The following is a 20,129-nucleotide window of genomic DNA, read 5'->3' on the forward strand; positions in this document are numbered from 1 at the left end:
GCAGCAAGGTGTTGGTTGGGTTGGAGAAGGAATGTGTGTGATTGAGAGAGGGAGAGGGACGAACGAGAAAGAAAACGGCTGTGGCCGCCAGAAGTGGCTGGGTTAGAGAAGGATCCTATGAGTGTGGCTGTGATTGAAAAGGAGATGTGTACATATGCTGATTCAGATTATCGGTGTGGGCAAGCTGAAGGAGAAGTATCTGGTGCAAGGCATTCAGGAGTACGCGAAGCGCCTGACGCCGTATGTGAAGTTTGAGGTGCTTGAGGTGCCTGACGAAAAAGCACCGGATTCCCTGAGCGAGGCTGAGGTCGCTCAGGTGAAAGGGCGCGAGGGGGAACGCATCCTCGCGCTGATCCGGGAGAGCGCGCATGTGATCGCGCTCGACATTGGCGGCAAGCTCTGGAGCTCGGAAGAGCTTGCCGCTGAGCTTGACCAGCTCGGCACGTATGGGACGAGCCATGTCGTGTTTGTCATCGGCGGGAGCCACGGGCTCGCCGATGGGGTATTGCGCCGCGCGCAGCGGCGCTTGAGCTTCGGGCGCATGACGCTGCCCCATCAGCTCATGCGCCTGGTGCTGGCGGAGCAGGTGTACCGGGCGGTGAAGATTAATCGGGGGGAGCCTTATCACAAGTAGGGCGAAATTTTTGATCTAAACTACGTACGGGGCGCAGAAAGTCATCCCGAAGCGTCATGTAGCTGATAGGTAAGTTCATGGAAATGGGCATTAAACAATACAAATTAAGCCGCGACAACTACTTAGGGTCAAGCCCCGTAGTCGAAGGGGTTATTTTTGTTTTACACACTTTTTATTCTTTGTTTATTTTTTTAAGGCAATGTTTATATTGAAAAAGGTAGACGGCCATGATATTATAATTCTAGACATTACGTATTATCATTACCTTATTTGGAGGGACCGAGAAATGATCAACGAGCAGATGAAGATTTTGAATCAGATTAAAATTGCACAAGGTGAATGGTTGCGGGCGCATACAGAGGAGGCGAGAGCACATGCGGAGGTCGAACGATTACTCCAGTTATTTATGGCAAGTAAGGATTTAAATCACCAGCCTGAACCCACAAGCGATAAGCAAAACTTGAACGCAGAGTTGTTCCTGGGGGTTACGGATGTGTACTTCGCTGAAGAGGGTGAGCGGTTAAGATTAGGTAATGCAAGAAAGTCGGGGCGACGGGTGAATGTAGAAATAACCAATATGCTCAGCGACTTTTTTAACCGGCATCTTGGGGAGGGTTATACTGCGGATCGAGAAACTGATGGTTCCGTATACGTGTGGAAAGATGGCAGGCCGATAAGTGCGATTCGATTCATTACCGACATGGGATTTATTCGTGGAGAAGCTTGGTACGAAATTGCAGACGGGTTGGTATCCAAGGTAAGACATGGATTGAAGAAGCATCAGATATTTTTTATTGTTGGGTCACTTCGAAACGGTCTGGATCTTGGCCAAGTAGAAAGTTATTTGGGGAAAAAGGTCGTATCGGGCTGGCAGTTCATGCATGATCGTGAAGCTGTAAAGGAGTACGTTGCGAAAGTTCAGGCGCGTACGACGTGCTTAGCGGATCCAGAAAAGCAGCTTATCTTTTTGGCAACCGGAGCTCATCCAAATGTACTTGCAGATGACATGTATAAGCTTCCCGCCGATTTGCGGGACGAAAAGCGAGTCGAAGTACGCAATTACGAGTGGATTCACAACATTGATACTCTTATCGATCAAATCAAACTATTAGGCGACTGTACAAACGTAGGCTTGTAGAAACGAATCAAGCTGCTCAGATGATTAAGCAATTATCCATCCAAGGGTAATTTACCTAACAGATACACCTTAAAGAAGGGATGATTTTATATGCCAGTCAATCACTATTTGCATTGGACTGCTTCAGATTTACAGATGATCAAGAATATTGCTTCCTCACTACTAACGAAGCAGGATATGTATAATCAGGCTTCTGCTATTGCTAATTCATTTGGGCGAACTGAGGCAAGTGTTTGTAAAAAGATTGAACAATTAAATGGTTGGTTCTGGGCATAAGGGTGATTCTTTAGATTATAATGTTTAACTTATGACTAAGTGTTGGGGCTTTCCAATCATATGATATGCTCCCCTTACGGTAGACAGGTGAAATAATAAAACCTGTTTTCGTGAGGGGAGCATTTTTTGTGTCCAGAAAAATAGAGCGGAGTGCCTCAGAGAAATTTGCCATTATTCAAGAAATCAGGCTGGGACATATCGGAGTTAAAGCTGCAGTGAAAAAATACGGTATTTCTAAATCAACTCTTGCTAAATGGAGACGTCGTTATGAGGTTCACGGATATGAAGGCCTAGAAGTACGGACCCATTATCGAAGTTACTCTGCGGAGCTTAAACTCCAAGCAGTACTAAATTATTTGAATAGTGGACTATCAAAGTACCAGATTATCGACAAGTATAACATTGCGAGCCGAAACCAACTCACTAGATGGATCGACAAGTATAATAGTCATAGCAGCCTAAAAACCTATACAGGGGGAACCAAAGCTATGACGAAGGGTCGATCTACAACGTGGCAGGAACGGATAGAAATCGTTCTGTACTGCCTTGCAAATCAACACGATTACCACAAGACAGCAGAACAACATAAAGTCTCCTACCAACAAGTGTACCAATGGGTAAAAAAGTTTGAAGATGGGGGTGAAGATGCACTAAAGGATAGGCGAGGCAAGAAGAAAACGCCCGAGGAACTGACAGAGGCTGATCTTCAAAGACTCGAAATGAAGAAAATGAACCGTTATCAGCTTTATCACGTCCTCTTTCCGTATAGAATGTTATCGTACCACAATCCCCCTCATTCGTCTCTTACAGAATAGTCTGCGCTAGGTCTTGGAAAAATAAGCAGCACCCATGCAGTCATACATGAAAGCAGCATGCATAACCCTTCTCAAACCCGCAGTCTCAAGCATTGAATTTAGCAGCAAACAGTGTTAATCTGAGGTGCGGCAGACCCCCACAGTGGAGAGGCTGCAGCACTTCTAATCAACTCCATTTCAGCTACCAGGAAAGGTAAGACCATGATTAAAGTTGAACATTTATCCTTCTCGTTCCCGCAAAAGGAACTGTATACCGACATTTCGTTCACGCTCGAGGAAGGGCAGCATTGCGCCTTTATCGGAACCAGCGGCAGCGGCAAAAGCACCCTGATCGAAATTCTGATGGACCCGGACAAGCATGTGTTTGACGGCAAGCTGGAGATCGATCCCAGCTGTCGAATCGGGTACGTTAGTCAGTTCTCGCAGGTGGACCCGGCAACGGACATGACCGTTTTTGAATATATGAGTGAAGCATTTACAAGGCTCCAGGAGCAGCTTAACGCAATTTATGCTGAAATGGCGACCACTCATGATATGGATTCCCTGATGGAGAGATACCAGCTCACGCTGGACGCGCTGGAATCCATGGGCGGGGACGATGCGGAGAGCCGGATTCATAAGAAGCTGAATCTGGCCAATCTGGCGAAGCTCAAAGACGTTAGCGTAACCTCGATAAGTGGCGGAGAGTTCAAGCTGATCCAGGTCATGAAGGAGATGCTCACGAACCCGGACCTGATGATTATGGACGAGCCTGATGTGTTCTTGGACTTCGAAAATCTGAATGCGCTCAAAAAATTAATCAACTCCCACAAAGGCATGCTGCTCGTCGTTACGCATAACCGCTATCTTTTAAATCATTGCTTCAACAAAATCATTCACCTGGAGAATACAGAAATTCAAGAGTTCGACGGAAGCTATATCGAATACCATTTCTCGCTGCTTCAGACCAAAATCGAGCTGCAGGAGATCGCCGCCGCTGAAGCCGAAGAGATCGAGCGATATGATCACATCATTGACAACCTCAGAGCGATCGCGACTTACAATTCAGAAGCATCCCGAGGCCGGGCGTTAAAGGCCCGAGTGAGGTTCCAGGAAAGGCTGGAAGCGCGCAGGATCAAAGCGCCGTTCGTCGAGATCAAGCAGCGTGATATCCACTTCGGGCTGGAGCATGAAATGGAAGACGATGTACTCGTAAAAGTAGATCATTATAGTGTGGCCTTTGACGAGCTGCTGCTGGATAACGTACACTTCGAGATCAAATCCACGGATAAGGTCGCGATCATCGGTCCAAACGGGACCGGGAAGACGACGTTGCTGCGGGATATATTCCGGAACCAGCATCCGTCGATTCAAGTCCACAAGGATGCCAAAGTGGCGTACTTATCTCAGCTTCAAGGCGAAACACTGGAAGATGCCAACACGATCCTGCATGAATTCATCGACGCCGGATTCAACACGTATGACGAGGTCAGAGCGTATTTAGCGAGCTACGGCTTTGAGGGAGAGATTCTTGAGCAAAAGATCGAATCGCTGTCCGGCGGAGAAAAAAATATACTCCAGTTGGCTAAGGTCGCGGCCAGTCAAGCCAATCTGCTGCTGCTTGATGAACCCACAAGCCATCTGGACGTCTACACACAGATCGCGCTCGAAAAAGCCATCCTTAACTATAAAGGTGCGATTCTAATGGTCTCGCATGATTTCTATTCCGTCGTCAACGGGATGGACTATGTGCTGATCGTGGAGCATCAGACCATCCGTAAAATGAGTATGCGAAAATTCAGACAGATGATTTACGCGAGTCATTTTAATAAAGACTACCTAGAAACGGAGCAGAAGAAAAAGTCCGTCGAAATGCAAATCGAATCGGCCTTGAAAGAAATGGATTTTGAGCTAGCCAAGGGATTGGTTGACGAGCTGGAGGGATGGATCAAGCGGCTGTCTGCGCTCTAATCGCTCTCGCTCTAGTGTGCGCCACAAGCTTGGGACATTCCGGCAAGAATCATCGAATATTGGACAAGAGGAGCTCCGCTAAAAGCGAAGCTCCTCTTGTTAAGCTTACTCGAACAACGGAACGTTTGGCTCGAGCTTAAGGTTATGAACGATCATGGAATGCAGCTGCCCCCGGTGATGAAACAGGTGTGCCTGAGTATCCAGCAGCCATTCGTAGCGCGAATGAACCACTCCAAAGTACGAAGTTCTTTCCTGAAGCAGCTCTTCTTCGCTTAACTTGGCTATGCCTTCTTTTAGATAAGCATAATTGTGAAGCAAGGCCTCAGTGATGGCTTTCCGATTGACTTCGGGCTCAGCTTCTTCGTAGAATTGATCCATCTCCTCCTCTGAAGCTCCTGCACCGATCAGGAAATCAGCTTTACATATTACCGACATATGCGAGAGTAACTCACCCATCGACCATTTTCCTTCCGTCGGCCTAAAGTTCAGGTCTTCTTCGCTGAGCATGTCGATCAATTTGACGATAGAGTGTATTGCCAAATCCATCTCTTTCAAAACACCCATACAATAAACGTTCATCTCGTGTGCTCCTTTGGTAACCATGTAGTCCGTTTTTATTTCAAGCCTAACCTACGGTAATATTATGTAATAAAATCCGATAAATAAATAGATGGTCATTGCTATTTGAAGATAGGAGGCTTCGGTTACTGTGAAACAGAATAAATACGATGATTCAGAATTTTTCGAAAAATATAGTCAGCTGCCTCGCTCGCTTGGCGGGCTGGATGCTGCTGGAGAATGGAGCACCTTTCGCGGATTGCTTCCGGAACTGCGTGATCAAAGAGTACTTGATCTTGGCTGCGGCTTTGGCTGGCATTGTCGCTATGTGCGCGAACGTCAGGCCAGGTCCGTCATTGGTGTGGAGATCTCGGAGAACATGTTAGAGCGCGCTAAAGCAATGACCGTCGATCCTCAGATTGAGTATCGGCATCTCGCCATTGAAGACATTGATTTTGCGGAAGAGGAATTCGACGTAGTCATCAGTTCTTTAGCGCTTCATTATGTGGAGTGCTTCGACACGATCTGCCGTAAAGTGTATCACTGCCTTGCACCTGGAGGGACTTTCGTTTTCTCGGTGGAACACCCGATCTTTACCGCGTTAGCTGCCCAAGACTGGTGCTACAGCCCGGATGGTGAGAAAGTTCATTGGCCTGTCGATAACTACCACAAGGAAGGATTACGGCAGTCCAATTTCTTGGAAAAGAATGTAGTCAAATACCACCGTAGTGTTGCCACCCAAGTCAATGCATTAATAGATTCCGGTTTTAGACTGACAAGGCTTTCCGAGCTTCAACCGAGCCAAGAGATGCTGGATAACAATCCTGCCTGGCAAGAAGAATTCCGACGCCCCATGTTCTTATTAATTTCAGCAGTGAAGAGCTAGGATAGAGCGTAGTGTATCCTCCGCATTATTACGCCTTCTTCAATACATCGAAACCAATTCCTTCGTATAGGCATGGCGCTCCTCATGAAATAACTGCTCCCGTGAACATTGATCGATCAGGCGGCCGTCCTTCATCACGAGGATGCGCGGGCACATTTGATAGACGGCCGCGAGATCATGCGAGATGAACAGATACGACAGCCCCAAGCTTTCCTGCAGGGAGGATAGCAGCTTCAGTACAGCACCTTGGGATAAGACATCGAGGCTGGCGGTCGGCTCATCGAGGATCATTAATTCCGGCTCGATGCTGATGGCCCGGGCGATGGTGACCCGCTGGCGTTGACCGCCGCTTAATTCATGCGGGTACCGGCTGCCAAGCGAGGCCGGGAGTTCAACGGCTTCCAGCAGCTGCTGCACATAACGGTCCAGGGACGGTACTGTAAAATGCTTCAGAGCAAGCTCCTGCTTAAACTGTTCATAGGGATCGACTAAGCTGTCCCTGACAGTCAGCTTGGGATTGAGTGCGGCGGCCGGATTCTGCAGCACGATCTGGATATGCCGGCGCAGCGGCCGCAGTTTGCGGCCGTGCAGCTTTTCCATGTGAACGCCGTTCAGCAGGATCTCACCGCGGTCGATGTCCTCTAAACGCAGTAAGCAGCGGGCCAAGGTGCTTTTGCCGCAGCCGCTTTCCCCGACCAGTCCCAGACTTTCCCCGCGCTGCAGTTCAAAGGACATGTTATGCACCGCAGGCTGACCCTGCTGATAAGACTTGGTTAACTGGTTCACTGTTAACAGGCTCATTCCGGATTCACTTCCTTCAGACCGGAAAGAAGGTAGCCCTTCGGGGTCGGTAATGTAGGCGAGCTTTGAATCAGCATTCTCGTATAAGGATGCTTGGGGTGGTCAAGAAGCACATGCTTGCTGCCCGACTCCACGATCTCCCCTGACTTCATGACGGCAATGCGGTCGGCATACCGCTTCACATGACGCCAGTCATGCGTAATGAACAGAATGGTGCAGCCGATTTCCTGCTGCCTGCTGGCCAGTAGCTGCAGGATGGTATGGCCGGATACGCTATCCAGCGCGGTCGTAATCTCATCGGCAATCAGCAGATCCGGTGAGAGCAGAAGGGCCAGCGCAATGGACACCCGCTGCAGCTGCCCTCCGCTTAGCTGAGAGGGATAGCTGCTGTAGAGCTCTTCTCCTAACCCTACAGAGACCAAGGCCTCCAGCGCCTGACGCTTCCGGTCTTCAGGGGAGGCTGTCGTATGCGTCTTCAGCACCTCGTCAAAATGCTGCCCAATCCGGCGAAACGGCGTAAAGGAGCCATGGTAATCCTGGAACACATAAGAGATGGAGCGTCCGCGCAGGGCGCGAATACGCTCTGGGGCCATGCCCAGCAGCTCCTCACCCTTGAACTGAATGCGGCCGCTAGCGGTCAGATTCGGAGGAAGCATCTGTCCGAGAGCCTGTGCAAGCAAGGTTTTGCCGCTGCCGCTTTGTCCCACAAGGGCATACCACGCGCCCTTCGGAATCGAGAGGGAGGCCTGCTGAATGATATTCTGCTGTCCGCTGCGTACGGTGAGCTGGTCTATGGACAGAATCACGGCTGCACCTCCTTTTTAACATCAAAATAATCTCTGAAAAAATCACCAGCGAGGTTCGCCGCCAGCACCACGGTAACTATCGCCAGTCCGGGGTAAAGCATAAGCTCGGGCCTGGATTGAAAATAAGGGCGGGAATCATTCAGCATAGCTCCCCACTCCGGGGATGGCGGCTGAACGCCCAGGCCAATATAGGAGAAGGCGGAGATGAGCAGTATGATTTTGCCCAGATCCAGGCTGGCCATGACGAGAACGTTGCCCATGATATGCGGAAGCAGGTGCTTGTACATGATGCGAACATCCGATAAGCCGTGGCTTCTCGCCATGAGAACATAGTCCTTCTGTGATTCTGTCAGGATGGTGCTGCGCACCAGGCGGGCGTATTTAACCCATTTAATAATGACGACGGCAAGAATCAGGTTATGGATGCTGGCACCAAGCAAACCGGCGAGCAGAATCGCCACCAGGGTATCCGGGAATGACAGAAAAGCATCGGCAATCCTCATGAGGATGCGATCGGTAAGCCCCCGCCGATAGCCGGACAGCAAACCGATGGGAATGCCGATCAGCAGGGAGGCTGCTAACGCGAGCAAACTATAGCCGACAGTCTGCATCCCGCCCAGCAAGAGCCGGGTTAGTACATCCCGTCCCAAGTGATCGGTGCCCAGCGGATGAAACCAATTAGGGGCTGACAGTTTTTGGCTTAAATCGGTCTGATTCGGGTCATGCTGCAGGTACAGGAATGTGTAAAGGGCTGCGGACATCATCGCAAAGATTACAATTCCTAATACAATGAAGCGCCAAGTGTGCTTATGGAAGCTTTTGATCCTGATCATGGTGAAATGTCCTTTGCTTTCAATGTCAGCTTCGATGTCAGTTCCGGATTCAAGAAGCGATACGACAGGTCCACTGCAGTATTCACGATGAACACAACGATCCCCATCACGAGAATATATCCTTGGATCAGCGGGTAATCACGCTGTTTAATCGCGTCTAGAGCCAGCTTGCCGATGCCCGGATAAGCGAATATCACCTCAATGACAACGACGCCGCCAATCAGGCCGCCAAGGCTGACACCAAATACAGTAATGACCGGAGGCAGGCTATGGCGCAGTGCATGAACGACAAACACGCGGGAAGGAGACAGCCCGCGCGACCTTGCTGCAGTGATGAATTCCCGGCTTAACGAATCCAGCAGACTGGAGCGCAGCAGCCGGACGTAGACGCCGGACATGGCGATGCCCAGCGTGAAGGAGGGCAGCAGCAGTGAGGTGAAGCCATCTCTCCCCATCGTGGGCAGCCACCCGAGCCGGACACCAAACAGATCGACGAGCAGCAGGCCGAGCCAGAAGCTGGGGATCGCTGCTCCTAGAATGGACAAAGCTCTGCTTGCATGATCCAGCCAGCTGTTCCGGTATAACGCAGCCAGTGACCCCAGCGGAATAGACAGAAGCAGCATGACGAGCAGCGAGCTGAAGGTTAATTCCAGCGTGGCGGGCAGCCCTGTAAGGATCATCTCCATGACCGGCTGCCCAGTAGCATAGGATTCCCCGAAATCCAGCCTGATGAAGTTCAGCAGCCACTGGCCGTATTGAACGAGCAGCGGTTCATTGAACCCCATGTCCTCGCGAAGCGCCTCCAGCTGCTCCTGGCTTACGGCCAGCTCATCCACCTTCAATAGCTGAAGGACCGGATCGCCCGGAGCAAGGCGAAGGATTAGAAAGCTGATGAAGGTAATGAAGAGGAGCAGCATCAGCATTTCTGAGAATTTACGAAAAAGCAAAGAAATCATAGATTCACATCCAGCTTGTTCGTGATCATGTAGTATTCACTTTTGGACGTCACCCAGTTCATAACTTTGTCTTCGTTATAAGCTACAATGGTGGCCGGATGGAGGACAAATGCGTTGTACACCTGATCCCGGACATAATTAGCGGCCGCTTCAGCTAGTTCAGCCCGCTTCTCTGTATCCACGGTAACGTTCAGCTCATCAATCAAGGCAGTCAGCGCCGGATCTTCAGTCCCGCTGAAGTTCAGCGCTCCCGTAGGATGATAGGTGGCATTCAAATAATAGCCCGCATCTCCGCGGGGAGCTGTCAGGTTACTGTATGTGGCAATGTCCCAATCCCGATTGGAAGCCATATACTCTTCAGGGGTATCAATCTGGCGAATATTCACCTGAATGCCGATCTCTTTAGCATCGGATTGGAATACCTGAGCAATCAGCGGCAGATCCGCTCTAGCAGAATACGTCAGCAGGGTGAGCTCGAGAGGCTGGCCCTCTTTTTGCATACTGCCGTTCTGAAGCGTATAGCCTGCCTGGCTCAAATAGTGTACCGCGGCGTCTTTACCTGATTCCAGGCTGTTGCTGCTATAGGACGGCGCGAACGGAAGTGAAGGCAGGAACGGGCCCACGGCGGTCTCGCCGTAACCCAGCAGGATCGACGCTACAATCTCCTCCCGGTTAATCAAAGCATCAACGGCGCGCCGGACATCAATATCCTGCATGGTGCTGCGTTCCAGGTTCATAGTCATCTGGTGCACCCGGAAGGTAGCTGTGGAATGTACCGCAATGCCTTTTGCTTGATCCAGCATCTCCAGTCCATTGACCTCAGGACGATAGACAATATCGACTTGTCCCGACTGCAGTGCCAGCGAGCGGGCATTGGCATCTTCATTGAACATAAAATCGACAGTATCCAGCGGAGATGCGCCGTCCCAATACTGATCATAGCGGACGAGCTCCAGCTTGCTTCCGGGGGAGAAGGATTTCAGCTGGAAGGGTCCTGTACCTACGGGACGATTCACGAAGTCGGTTTCTGTTACATCTATAATAGAAGTGTTCGGGTGGACCAGCTCGGATATAAATTCAGGAAAAGGCTGCACCGTCTTGATGCTCAGCTTCTGTCCGTCCGCTTCAATGGTATCAATCTTCAGGGCATTCTTGATCGCCACACTTTCCTTCAGCGCCCGATCCAGCGAAGCTTTGACGGCTTCTGCCGTCATCGGTTTACCGTTCTGGAAGGTGACGTCCGGGCGCAGCTCAATGCTCCAATGCTGTCCGTCCTCGCTGTCCCAAGACTGAGCGAGCCACGGCGCTACCGTAAGCTGCTCCTCGTCCAGCTGGACCAGAGTTTCCGTGATGCCTGCGTTGAGCGGGACATAGCTGGAGCCGAGGTGGGGGTCTAACGAACTTGTAGAGAAATTATAAAGGAAGCGAATATGCTTCTTATCTTCTGAAGAACCGGGCTCAGAGGTACGGGCTTGTCCGCATGCGCTTAGCAACGAAAGGGAAAGCGTAAAGATAAGGGTGAGTAAAATCTTACGGGGGTTCTTCATGTTCAAGATGTTCAAGATTGTTGCCTCCTAGAAGTAATGGTTACGATTAGGATTTGATTATAATGTAATCATTACGATTAATCAATGTAATTCATAGGATGAGAAGGTTCAGTAAATATGATTTAAGCAGGGGCGCCGAGCCGTTTCCTTCTGGGAGCGTCTCGGATTTCACGTCATGACAGAGGAGCATCATGAATGGCAGCTTATGCATATGGGGCAGCACTTGCGTAAGTACGCATGGCCTTCATCAGAGGGATAAGGAAAAAGAATATGGAAGCAGCTGAAACTATTGTTCATCCTTCCATATAGTGCTACACTACCATATAGTGGTACATTAGTACCTAATACTTGGTAAAGTGAGGAAGTACATGAAGAAGCTATTGCTGTTACTACTGTCGGTTTCCTTCTTATTCGTTTCGATGCCTGCATCTGCAGCCAGCCCGATTCGAGTGAAGGTGAACGGAGCCCTGCAATCCTATGACCAGCCGCCGGAGATGATTAATGGAAGTGTCCTGGTTCCCTTGAGAGGGATATTTGAGTCCCTTGGCGCAAGCTTGAGTGTAACCGGTAAAAATATTAAAGCCGTTCATAAGGACACCGTCGTCCATCTGACCATCGGCTCCGCTGCGGCCACGATCAATGGTGCAGGGGTCAAGCTGGCGCAAAAAGCAGTCGTGATGAACGGTCGAACCCTCGTCCCGATCCGCTTCGTCAGCGAAGCGCTCGGTGCAGAGGTGAAGTGGAGCAGTGCCGACCGTATGGTATCTGTATCCAGCCGCGGAGCTGCGCAAGCAACCCCGGAGCCTGTACCACCGGCTGCCGTTCCAATCGAAGACATGAGCAAAATTGATCCATTGAATGAAAAGCTGTACAAAGGCCAAGCCCTGGTTACGTTTTCATACGATGACGGTTTTCTGAGTTCGTATAACAATGCACTGCCATTGCACTCGAAGTATAACATGGCGGGGACGTTTAATATTATCGGGGGTAAGGTTTACTCCGGCGAACAGAGATTTATGAACAGCTCCCAAATCTGGGCCGCGCATGATCTCGGGATTGAGATTGCATCACATACACAGACCCATCCGTTTTTGACGAGCAGCACGGAAGCGGAGATCCGCGAAGAGTTTAAGACCAGCAAATTTATATTAGAAGATTTAGTTGGAGAGGTGTCCACCATTGCGATCCCGAACTCTGACTATAATGATGCGGTGAGAGCCATCGCGGTAGAATACTTTGATGGTGTTCGTGTCTATAACAGGGATACCAACCGCGCGGACAACTACGATCCGCACTGGCTGAAATCCTTTGCTGTTGTGAATACGACAGAGTTCTCCACGATTCAGGGCTGGATCGATCGGGCGATTGAAGAGAAATCCTGGGTCATTATTATGCTGCACGGTATTACAGAAGAGCGTTTAGGGGAATATGAGACGACTCCGCAAATTCTGGGGCAAGTGATGCAGTATATTAACGATCAAGGAAAAGACAAGATTATGCCGGTAAGCACCCGGGATGGCGTACGATTGATGAATAAGGAATTCAAATAATACGGAGATCAAGTAACACGGAGCTTATGCAATATCAGCCATGATATGAACGACATGGCCTGGGCTAGAAATCAATAGCGCCCTGTGCGCTCCCATGAGAATAAAGGGGATGCTTCTCCCAAGTGCGAGTCTGATGAGACCAGCAAGCACTTGGGGAGCATCCCCTTTTTTACGGCGTCAAGATTTATTGATAGGCTCCTGAAGAGTAGGTTACCTCATAGCTGTGGCTGTAGACCTCGAAGATAATCCCGAAGGGATCCTCCACATAACACATTCTGTACGGCTTCTCATTCGGATAATATTCTCGGATAGGCATTCTTTGCTTGCCGCCATGGTCCACGATCTTTTGTACCAGCCCTTCAATATCTGGATCCTGAACACAGAAATGGAATACGCCCGACTTCCAGTACTGAAAGTTATGGTCCGGCTTCTCGTGATTCGGAAATTGGAATATCTCGATTCCAATCCCATCGGAGGTCACCATATGTGCAATACGGAATGACCCCCAGCCCTTGCCGAATACGTCGGAGCACATGATTCCGATCGCGGTATCGTTGTCCTCCACAATGTCTGACGGCGGCATAACGACATACCAGCCCATCACGTCACGATAAAAGGTGACGGCTTGCTCTACATCGCTCACGGATAAACCGATGTGTGAAAATGCTCTTGGATAAGTCATGGTTCATCTCCTTTATCTTTAGCGGTTGTTGATTGGCCTAAACCTCCATAGTATATACGCTCGGGCTTGCCGTCAAACGGCGGCGGTGGAATAATTCCTATGACCTGTTTACGGTGTCCACTCATCATGCACGATCCCGACGAGGGAGCGGTCCATATCGTTCTTCTCGAACACAAGGCGAAGGCTGCGCCAGTCGATACCCTCGTATTGGGGATCAACCCCATCAATATAGAACTCTACATAATCATGCGTTTCTTCAGGGTACACCTCGTTCAGATTGTTCACGGTCGTCCCCTTGCCGATGGACTGGTTGACATGGACCTCCGCATCCTCCAGGAAGCGGGCATCATACACAAATTGTTTGTGGTATTCCGCGTAGGGCAGCTCAATGACATGTCCGCTTCCCGCGAAATGCCCCCACACCCGGGCTGTATCTCTGGACAGGGCCTCAGTCAGCTCCTCCCGGCTCAGCGTCTGGTCGTTCTCGAGATCGACGTGCGCATAAGGAGAGAAGCGCACGCCCTTCTCCGGGTGAGCCCAGGCCGCCACAGCTTCCATATCGCCTGACTTCAAGGCTCGCATTACGGTGACAGCAGCCTCTTTGGCTGTCGGGGGCATGCCCTCGTCAGGTGCTTTTTCCTCATCCGGTTTCTCAGCCGATGGCTGATCGGACTCCTGATCCCGCTCTTCCTCCGCGGCGACTTCCTCATCCGGCACTGCGTCGGGGCTTTCCGCCGGCGGGTCGGATGGACTTTCTTGCTGCGGGGGAGGCGGCGCTCCTTGGGGGCTTTGCGCTTCACTGCAGCCACTGAGCAGCAGTGCCCCGGCAAACACAGCCATATATCCGTATCTGTTCATGCTTCTCATCCCCTTTCTTCTATTATAAGCTGTAACTAGACGCGGGTTTGTTCCTTTTTACCTTCACCGAGTGTTGCCTTGTGCATCATTAACCACTCCCCAGATCGTATAAGCACCGCCCAAAGGGGCTTAGAGTCCCTTCATCTTACCCCGCACCAGCGAGAACAACGGTTGCCGCTAGGGCACGAATATGATATATGTAACACAAACTGACAACATTCGCGTTTTGTAGAGGGAGATGGGTTGGGTTGCTGTCGTTAATCAATGATCTGTTTATCAATCTTTGTGTTCTTATTGCGTTGATCTTTATTTACTTACAAATCAGATGGAGGTTTGTTCCGCTGGGGCAGCATTTTCAACTCTACCCGGCTGTTGTCGATGGGGTCGCGGGAGGGGTTCTCGGGTACGTGTTGATGAGCTTTTCCATCCAAGTCACGGCAGAAACGATCGTTGATCTGCGGTTTATCCCACCGATGCTGCTCATTTTGTTCGGAGGCGTGATGTCAGCGGTGGTCAGCGCCGTCCTCATCATCGCGGGTCGATTTGAATTCGGATTTACAACCTCGGCGGTAGCGGCGATGGTTCTGATGGCTATTCTGGTGATCGGATTTATATGGGTTCAGCAAGTACATCGAAAAAAATATCCCGACCTGAATCAATACAAGCAAGGCTTGCTGATGATTATTTTTTCCAACGTCGTATTTAGTGTAATTATTACTTATTTGGTGCAGGATGCCACAATTCTGGCCTCTTTAATTCCTACCTACTGGGTTATTTCGATGATCGGCGGCCTGACCTCGGTGTTTTTTGTGGAGTATATTCTGAAAACCCAATACCTGCTCCTGAAATATGAAAAAGAATCCACGACCGATTTCTTGACGGGTCTCAATAATGTGCGTCAATTCGATGCAATCTGGAATGAGCTGATGCACCAGGCGATGGATAAGAAGGAGCGGCTGTCGCTGTTTATCATCGATATTGATCATTTCAAGCATGTGAACGATACATACGGCCATCCGATCGGCGATAAGATTTTGGTCGAGCTGGGAAAAATCCTGAAGAGCACCACGCGCTCCTTCGATGTCGTCTCCCGAAACGGCGGCGAGGAATTTTCGGTCATTCTGCCGGACTGTCCTCATCCACAAGCCTTAGACATTGCAGAGCGGGTTCGGCAGACGGTAGAGGCTCACCCTTTTCCAGTCTCATCCAAAGAAAGGATCAACATCACCATCTCCATCGGCGTGGCCACCTACCCGGAAACCGTGGGCGATCCCAACCAGATGGTGGACAGCGCGGACGAGTGCTTGTATGAAGCCAAGCGCGCAGGGCGCAACCGGGTGTGCGGAAATTATGAGGGGAAATAATTGCGAAACCAGAAGTATGTAGAAAAAGAAATGGCAACAGGAGGTCTGCACAACGATGAATGAAATTGTGGATATGACCCTGAGAGATTTCATGGACCAGCATGTGAAGGTCATGGAGCCTACCCTCTTTTTTTCAATGGCACTGCAGATGGCGGACCTCATCCATGAGCGGCACCAGTGGTCTGCAGGCCCTTGCGGGATTGACCCCGAACAGATCGGCTTGCAAAGGGACTTGAGCGAAGCGAAGCTCTATTGGCTAAATTCACCGCCGGAGATCTCGGAGCGGAGGTATGCTTATATGTCTCCAGAGCAGACCGGACGCATGTTCAGGGAGCCGGACCATCGGAGCGATCTGTACGGGCTCGGCGTTCTGTTCTACGAGTGGCTGACCGGAGAGACGCCATTTCAGGCCGCCACGATGCATGAATGGACCCATGCTCATATGGCGATGCTGCCCGTTCCGGTGGTGTCCAGGCAGAGACAGGTCCCGAAGATGCTGAATGATCTCGTAATGAAGCTGCTCGCCAAGTCGCCGGAGGAGCGGTATCAGAGCGCGCGCGGGCTCCAAGATGATCTCCGGATCTGTGCTGATGCCTGGGTTACAGAGGGAACGATTGCTTCTTTTTCACTGGGGGCTCTTGATGATCGGAGTGTGCTGCGTCTGCCTTCCAAGCTCTATGGCCGGGATTCGGAATGGCAGGCGTGGCAAGAGATATACGGCCGCTCCATTCGCGGCGCCAAGGAATTGCTGCTCATCGGCGGCCATACAGGAAGCGGCAAATCTGCACTTCTGAGAGCGTTTCAGAACGATGCATCGCAACAGGGGGGCTACAGCGCGTCAGGCAAGTGTGAGCCGCTGCTGGAATCGAAGCCCTATGCTCCGTTTATAGCGGCCGTGACGAAGCTGATTCGGCAGAGGATGGCTGCAGGTGAAGCGCAGCGGGAGCCATGGAGAAGAAGGCTTCTGGACGCCGTAGGAAAAAGCGGAAGCGTTCTGGTTCAGGTCATTCCTGAGCTATCCTGGCTGCTGGGAAAGCATCAGCCCCTGGAGCCCTTGTCTCCCCTGGAGGCGACGAACCGTTTCCGAAGTCTGTTCGGCAAGGTGATTCAGGCATTTGCGGATGAGAAGCACCCGCTGGTGCTGGGGCTGGATGATCTGCAGTGGGCGGACTCCGGCACTCTTCATCTGCTGTCCGAGCTGTGGCAGCACTCTTCCCTGAAGCATGTTGTCATCATCGGTACGTATCGGGAACACGAGGTAAGTCAGGGGCACAAGCTCCAGGAGCTGCTCTTGAAGACCTCGGAAGCAGACGCAGCCGGGGTCTCGGTCATGAACGTTCACGGCCTCACCTATCACGAGGTTCTGCACTACCTCTCCGACTTGCTCCAGGAAGAGGGCGATGCACTCCAGCCGTTTGCGGATGTACTGTACCGGCAGACGGCTGGTAACCCGCTGTATATCCACAAGATGGTAGAGACCTGTCATGAGAAGCAGTGGCTGTGGTTCCATGCGGATGAGATGTGCTGGAAATGGGACCTTCAGGCGATGACTGAAATGGCCGGCTATGGACAGGTAGCGGATCTGATCCGCAGCCGGGTGCATGATCTTCCCGCACCTACTCGCAAGGTTTTGCGTGTAGCGGGTTGCCTGGGCGCTTCGTTCGAGCTGGATAAGCTCGCGCTCGTGACAAAAGACAGTCCGGAGCAGCTGATCCAGGCTCTGTCGCCCGCGGTAAGCGAGGGATGGCTTATGCCGGAGCCGGGCCGAATGAGATTTCTCCATGATCAGGTGCAGATGGCGGCCTATGAGCTGAATCCGGAAGAGCTGAAGGCGCAGGCTCATCTGGACATCGGCCGCTCACTGCGGGAATCACTTCACGCCGAAAGGGATGAGGAGCGGCTGTTTGAGGTCGTGCATCATATGAACCTGGGCCGGGAGCATATTGCAGAGCAGGCAGAAGCGGAGCAGCTGGCGGTCCTAAATCTGAGATCCGGGATAGCTGCTAAAGCTGCAGCTGCCTATGGACAAGCGCTGGAGCTCTTGACAGCAGGGGTGCAGCTGGCAGAGGCAGGAGGCTTGGCAGAGCCGGACTGGCTGTATGTTCAGCTTCTGCTGGAGCGCAGTGAATGCCTGTATTTCTGCGGACAATGGAAGCAGGCTGAAGAGGATCTGCATCAGCTGCTTCTACATACTGAGGCTGTAGAGGTACGAGCACGGATTTACACGATTATGATTATGATGTATGCCTTCCATCGGAGCCTGGAGAAGGCGGCAGACACCGCGCTCCAAGCCATGCAGGAATTCGGCTTCTCCATCCCCTCCTCCACATCCCGCGCCTCCATTCTCCTGGAAGTCGCCCGCACCCAGCTCGCGCTTGCGCATAAACGCATGGAGCTGAGCACCCTGCCGAGCCATGATGATGCCGCGCATCAAGCGCTGTCTGATATTGTGATGGTCTCGAGCACTGTGATTTATGTCGTGAACCCGGAGCTCGCAGTCGTCATGTTCGCCAAATACGTACGGCGTTCCTTGCAGCAGGGTCTTGGGGATGCATTCGCTATTGCACTGGGCTCCTATGCTATTGCGCTGGCCTTCGGCCTTAGAAATGACAAGCAGGCGCTGCATCTTGCCGAGACCGCCTGGCATTATGCCAAGCAGTCGGACAGCCTGCTGCTGAAGGGCAAGATTCGGCTGATTACTGCGCTGGTAAAGCAGCATGCCCAGGCCGAGCAGATTGCACCTCTTTTTGAGCAGGCTGTACAGCTGAGCCTCGAATGCGGAGATCTCGTGAGTGCGGGCCATGCAATGTCTTGTCACGTGATGGTTTGTGATGGGGAGCTCAAGCACCTAGACCGTCTCGTGCATGCCTATGAGGAGCAGTACGGACAAGTGCTGGATCAAATCACATTACGAGTGCTGTATATCTCTAAACGCTACGTCGAGCTGCTGCAGCATGGCAGTGAAGGACAGGCGCTGCAATTCCGTATCCCTTATATGGTGGAGGAGAAGCTTCACCCCGGAGCAGAGGTCGGCCGTCAAGAGAAGGGCAATTGGTTCTATTATTATACATGCAGGCTGGAGGTCGCCTTTATTTACTCCCGGTATCCCGAGGCGGTGACTCTGGCCGAAAAGGCCGGGCGCTTCAAGAGAGAAATCATGGTGACGATTCATCAAAAATATAGCTTTTATCATGCCCTTGCCCTCATGGCCGAAGCTGCGCCATTATCCAGACTGCAGCCGGATCAGCGAACGACCCTGCGCCGATTGATGAACCGGATGCGAGCATGGAGCAAGTCCTCGCCAGACACGACACTGGCCAAATACCGGATCATGCAGGCCGAGTACGCGAGAGTGAGCCGCAAGAACGAGAAGGCATTACGCCTTTACGACCTGGCGATCGAGCATGCCCGGCAGGCCGGCGATGCTCGGGAAGCAGCCATTGCGGCGGAATTGGCTGCAGGCCTTTGTCGGCGAATGGGAGATCTAACCTTGGAAGCAGCCTATCTGCAAAAAGCTTGCGAGGCCTATGCGGCCTGGGGCGCAGCGGGAAAGGTGAGGCTGCTGCAGGCTTCACACCCTGCGCTGACGGTTCAAGCATCCGGCGAAGCGGAGCAAGGCGAAGCCCCGGACTTACAGCCAAGCCTGAAGCTCGCTTTGGCATCAGCAGCTCTTCATAGTGCTAATCTCGGCAGGGAGCTCGATTTGGAGCTGCTGCGGCAGATGGCGGGTCTTTCGCATCACGATCACTCCGAGCGGCGCCTGCCGGAGAAATTCCTGCAGCTGGCGCTGCATACTACCGGCGCCGAGCGGGGAGTAGTCTTGTTATGCGAGTCCGGGAGGATGACGGTTGAAGCGAGACTGGAGCTGAACGGAGGAGGGCATGGCTGCGAGATCCAGGACTGCTACGCATCCAGTGTGGTTCAGTTCGTTCAGCAGACAAAAGAACCGGTCGTCGTGGGCGATGCCGGGAGCAGCATATTTGCGAAGGATGACTACATTGTGCAGCAGAAGCCGCGCTCCATGCTGTGCATGGCGATTCGGGATGCTAACCATCAGGAAGGCATTCTGTATCTGGAGAACAATTTAACGGCGGGTGCTTTTACCAATGAGCGGGTGGATATGCTGGAGCTTGTATTTTCGCGAATGGTGTACGGAGAGCTGAAGCAGCTGGGGCGTCTGGAACGTGACGTTCAGAAGCCGCAGGCCATGAAGGCACAGACGTCTGAGCCAGCCGTATTGGTCGATCCGTTGACCCGCCGGGAGATGGAGATTGTTCAGCTGCTTGCAGAGGGCTTATCCAACAAGCAGGTCGCGGCCTCTCTCCATATCACGGAAGGCACGGTAAAATCCCATGTGAACCGAATCTATGGCAAGCTGCAGGTGAACAGGCGTGTGCAAGCCATTCAAAAAGCAAGAGAGCTTCAGCTCATAGAATAAATGCATAGGGTCATGCAAGCAGGTGTTTTTTTGTCGA

General features: G+C 51.6%; 17 protein-coding genes. 9 read left to right on the plus strand and 8 right to left on the minus strand.

Annotated features, from left to right (window positions below):
• Positions 1-154 precede the first annotated feature (154 nt).
• The 5 genes from rlmH to JJQ72_RS11140 all read left to right on the plus strand — a co-directional run bounded on the left by rlmH (position 155) and on the right by JJQ72_RS11140 (position 4,813).
• A complete protein-coding gene (gene rlmH / locus JJQ72_RS11120) occupies positions 155-634 on the plus strand; it encodes a 23S rRNA (pseudouridine(1915)-N(3))-methyltransferase RlmH (protein WP_138227504.1) in 480 nt (159 codons plus the stop codon).
• Between the two features lie 286 nt (positions 635-920).
• Complete coding sequence (locus JJQ72_RS11125; RefSeq protein WP_208203710.1) at positions 921-1,772, plus strand: hypothetical protein; 852 nt, start codon at positions 921-923, stop codon at positions 1,770-1,772.
• A 90-nt stretch (positions 1,773-1,862) separates the two neighbouring features.
• Positions 1,863-2,048 (plus strand): hypothetical protein, encoded by a 186-nt coding sequence (locus tag JJQ72_RS11130; protein ID WP_208203711.1) that lies wholly within the window; start codon positions 1,863-1,865, stop codon positions 2,046-2,048.
• Positions 2,049-2,176: 128 nt separating this feature from the next.
• On the plus strand, positions 2,177-2,863 hold the full coding sequence (locus tag JJQ72_RS20755; protein WP_208203712.1) for a helix-turn-helix domain-containing protein: 687 nt from the start codon (positions 2,177-2,179) through the stop codon (positions 2,861-2,863).
• 201 nt (positions 2,864-3,064) lie between these two features.
• On the plus strand, positions 3,065-4,813 hold the full coding sequence (locus JJQ72_RS11140; protein WP_208203713.1) for an ABC-F family ATP-binding cassette domain-containing protein: 1,749 nt from the start codon (positions 3,065-3,067) through the stop codon (positions 4,811-4,813).
• A 105-nt stretch (positions 4,814-4,918) separates the two neighbouring features.
• Here the strand turns inward: JJQ72_RS11140 and JJQ72_RS11145 are convergent, their stop codons facing one another.
• Positions 4,919-5,392: a DinB family protein gene (locus tag JJQ72_RS11145; protein ID WP_138227490.1), complete on the minus strand. Its 474-nt coding sequence runs from the start codon at positions 5,390-5,392 to the stop codon at positions 4,919-4,921.
• 130 nt (positions 5,393-5,522) lie between these two features.
• Between JJQ72_RS11145 and JJQ72_RS11150 the strand changes: the two genes are divergently transcribed.
• Positions 5,523-6,257, plus strand: coding sequence for a class I SAM-dependent methyltransferase (locus tag JJQ72_RS11150; RefSeq protein WP_138227489.1), 735 nt, complete (start codon positions 5,523-5,525; stop codon positions 6,255-6,257).
• A gap of 39 nt (positions 6,258-6,296) precedes the next feature.
• Here the strand turns inward: JJQ72_RS11150 and JJQ72_RS11155 are convergent, their stop codons facing one another.
• From JJQ72_RS11155 to nikA, 5 genes are read right to left on the minus strand one after another with little or no spacing between them, the layout of a single operon-like run.
• A complete protein-coding gene (locus JJQ72_RS11155) occupies positions 6,297-7,058 on the minus strand; it encodes an ABC transporter ATP-binding protein (protein ID WP_138227488.1) in 762 nt (253 codons plus the stop codon).
• Positions 7,055-7,864 (minus strand): ATP-binding cassette domain-containing protein, encoded by an 810-nt coding sequence (locus tag JJQ72_RS11160; RefSeq protein WP_208203714.1) that lies wholly within the window; start codon positions 7,862-7,864, stop codon positions 7,055-7,057. The genes JJQ72_RS11155 and JJQ72_RS11160 overlap by 4 nt, the downstream gene beginning before the upstream one ends.
• Positions 7,861-8,697, minus strand: a complete 837-nt coding sequence (gene nikC / locus JJQ72_RS11165) for a nickel transporter permease (RefSeq protein WP_138227486.1) — start codon at positions 8,695-8,697, stop codon at positions 7,861-7,863. Before nikC ends, JJQ72_RS11160 begins: the two co-directional genes overlap by 4 nt.
• A complete protein-coding gene (gene nikB, locus JJQ72_RS11170; protein WP_138227485.1) occupies positions 8,694-9,653 on the minus strand; it encodes a nickel ABC transporter permease in 960 nt (319 codons plus the stop codon). Before nikB ends, nikC begins: the two co-directional genes overlap by 4 nt.
• Complete coding sequence (gene nikA, locus JJQ72_RS11175) at positions 9,650-11,200, minus strand: nickel ABC transporter substrate-binding protein (protein WP_208203777.1); 1,551 nt, start codon at positions 11,198-11,200, stop codon at positions 9,650-9,652. Before nikA ends, nikB begins: the two co-directional genes overlap by 4 nt.
• Before the next feature lie 368 nt (positions 11,201-11,568).
• Between nikA and JJQ72_RS11180 the strand changes: the two genes are divergently transcribed.
• A complete protein-coding gene (locus tag JJQ72_RS11180) occupies positions 11,569-12,750 on the plus strand; it encodes a stalk domain-containing protein (protein WP_138227484.1) in 1,182 nt (393 codons plus the stop codon).
• A 184-nt stretch (positions 12,751-12,934) separates the two neighbouring features.
• Here JJQ72_RS11180 and JJQ72_RS11185 read toward each other — a convergent pair whose 3' ends face one another.
• Both JJQ72_RS11185 and JJQ72_RS11190 read right to left on the minus strand, forming a co-directional pair.
• Positions 12,935-13,432 (minus strand): lactoylglutathione lyase family protein, encoded by a 498-nt coding sequence (locus JJQ72_RS11185; protein WP_138227483.1) that lies wholly within the window; start codon positions 13,430-13,432, stop codon positions 12,935-12,937.
• 108 nt (positions 13,433-13,540) lie between these two features.
• On the minus strand, positions 13,541-14,290 hold the full coding sequence (locus JJQ72_RS11190) for a hypothetical protein (RefSeq protein WP_233281082.1): 750 nt from the start codon (positions 14,288-14,290) through the stop codon (positions 13,541-13,543).
• 299 nt (positions 14,291-14,589) lie between these two features.
• Here JJQ72_RS11190 and JJQ72_RS11195 point away from each other — a divergent pair, with 299 nt between their 5' ends.
• Entirely contained in the window at positions 14,590-15,654 is a 1,065-nt protein-coding gene (locus tag JJQ72_RS11195; RefSeq protein WP_279591717.1) for a GGDEF domain-containing protein, read from the plus strand.
• A gap of 55 nt (positions 15,655-15,709) precedes the next feature.
• Positions 15,710-20,092, plus strand: coding sequence for a helix-turn-helix transcriptional regulator (locus JJQ72_RS11200; RefSeq protein ID WP_208203716.1), 4,383 nt, complete (start codon positions 15,710-15,712; stop codon positions 20,090-20,092).
• Positions 20,093-20,129 lie beyond the last annotated feature (37 nt).

This window comes from Paenibacillus sp. F411 (assembly GCF_017582705.1).
GTDB classification, from domain to species: Bacteria; Bacillota; Bacilli; order Paenibacillales; family Paenibacillaceae; genus Paenibacillus_AQ; species Paenibacillus_AQ algicola.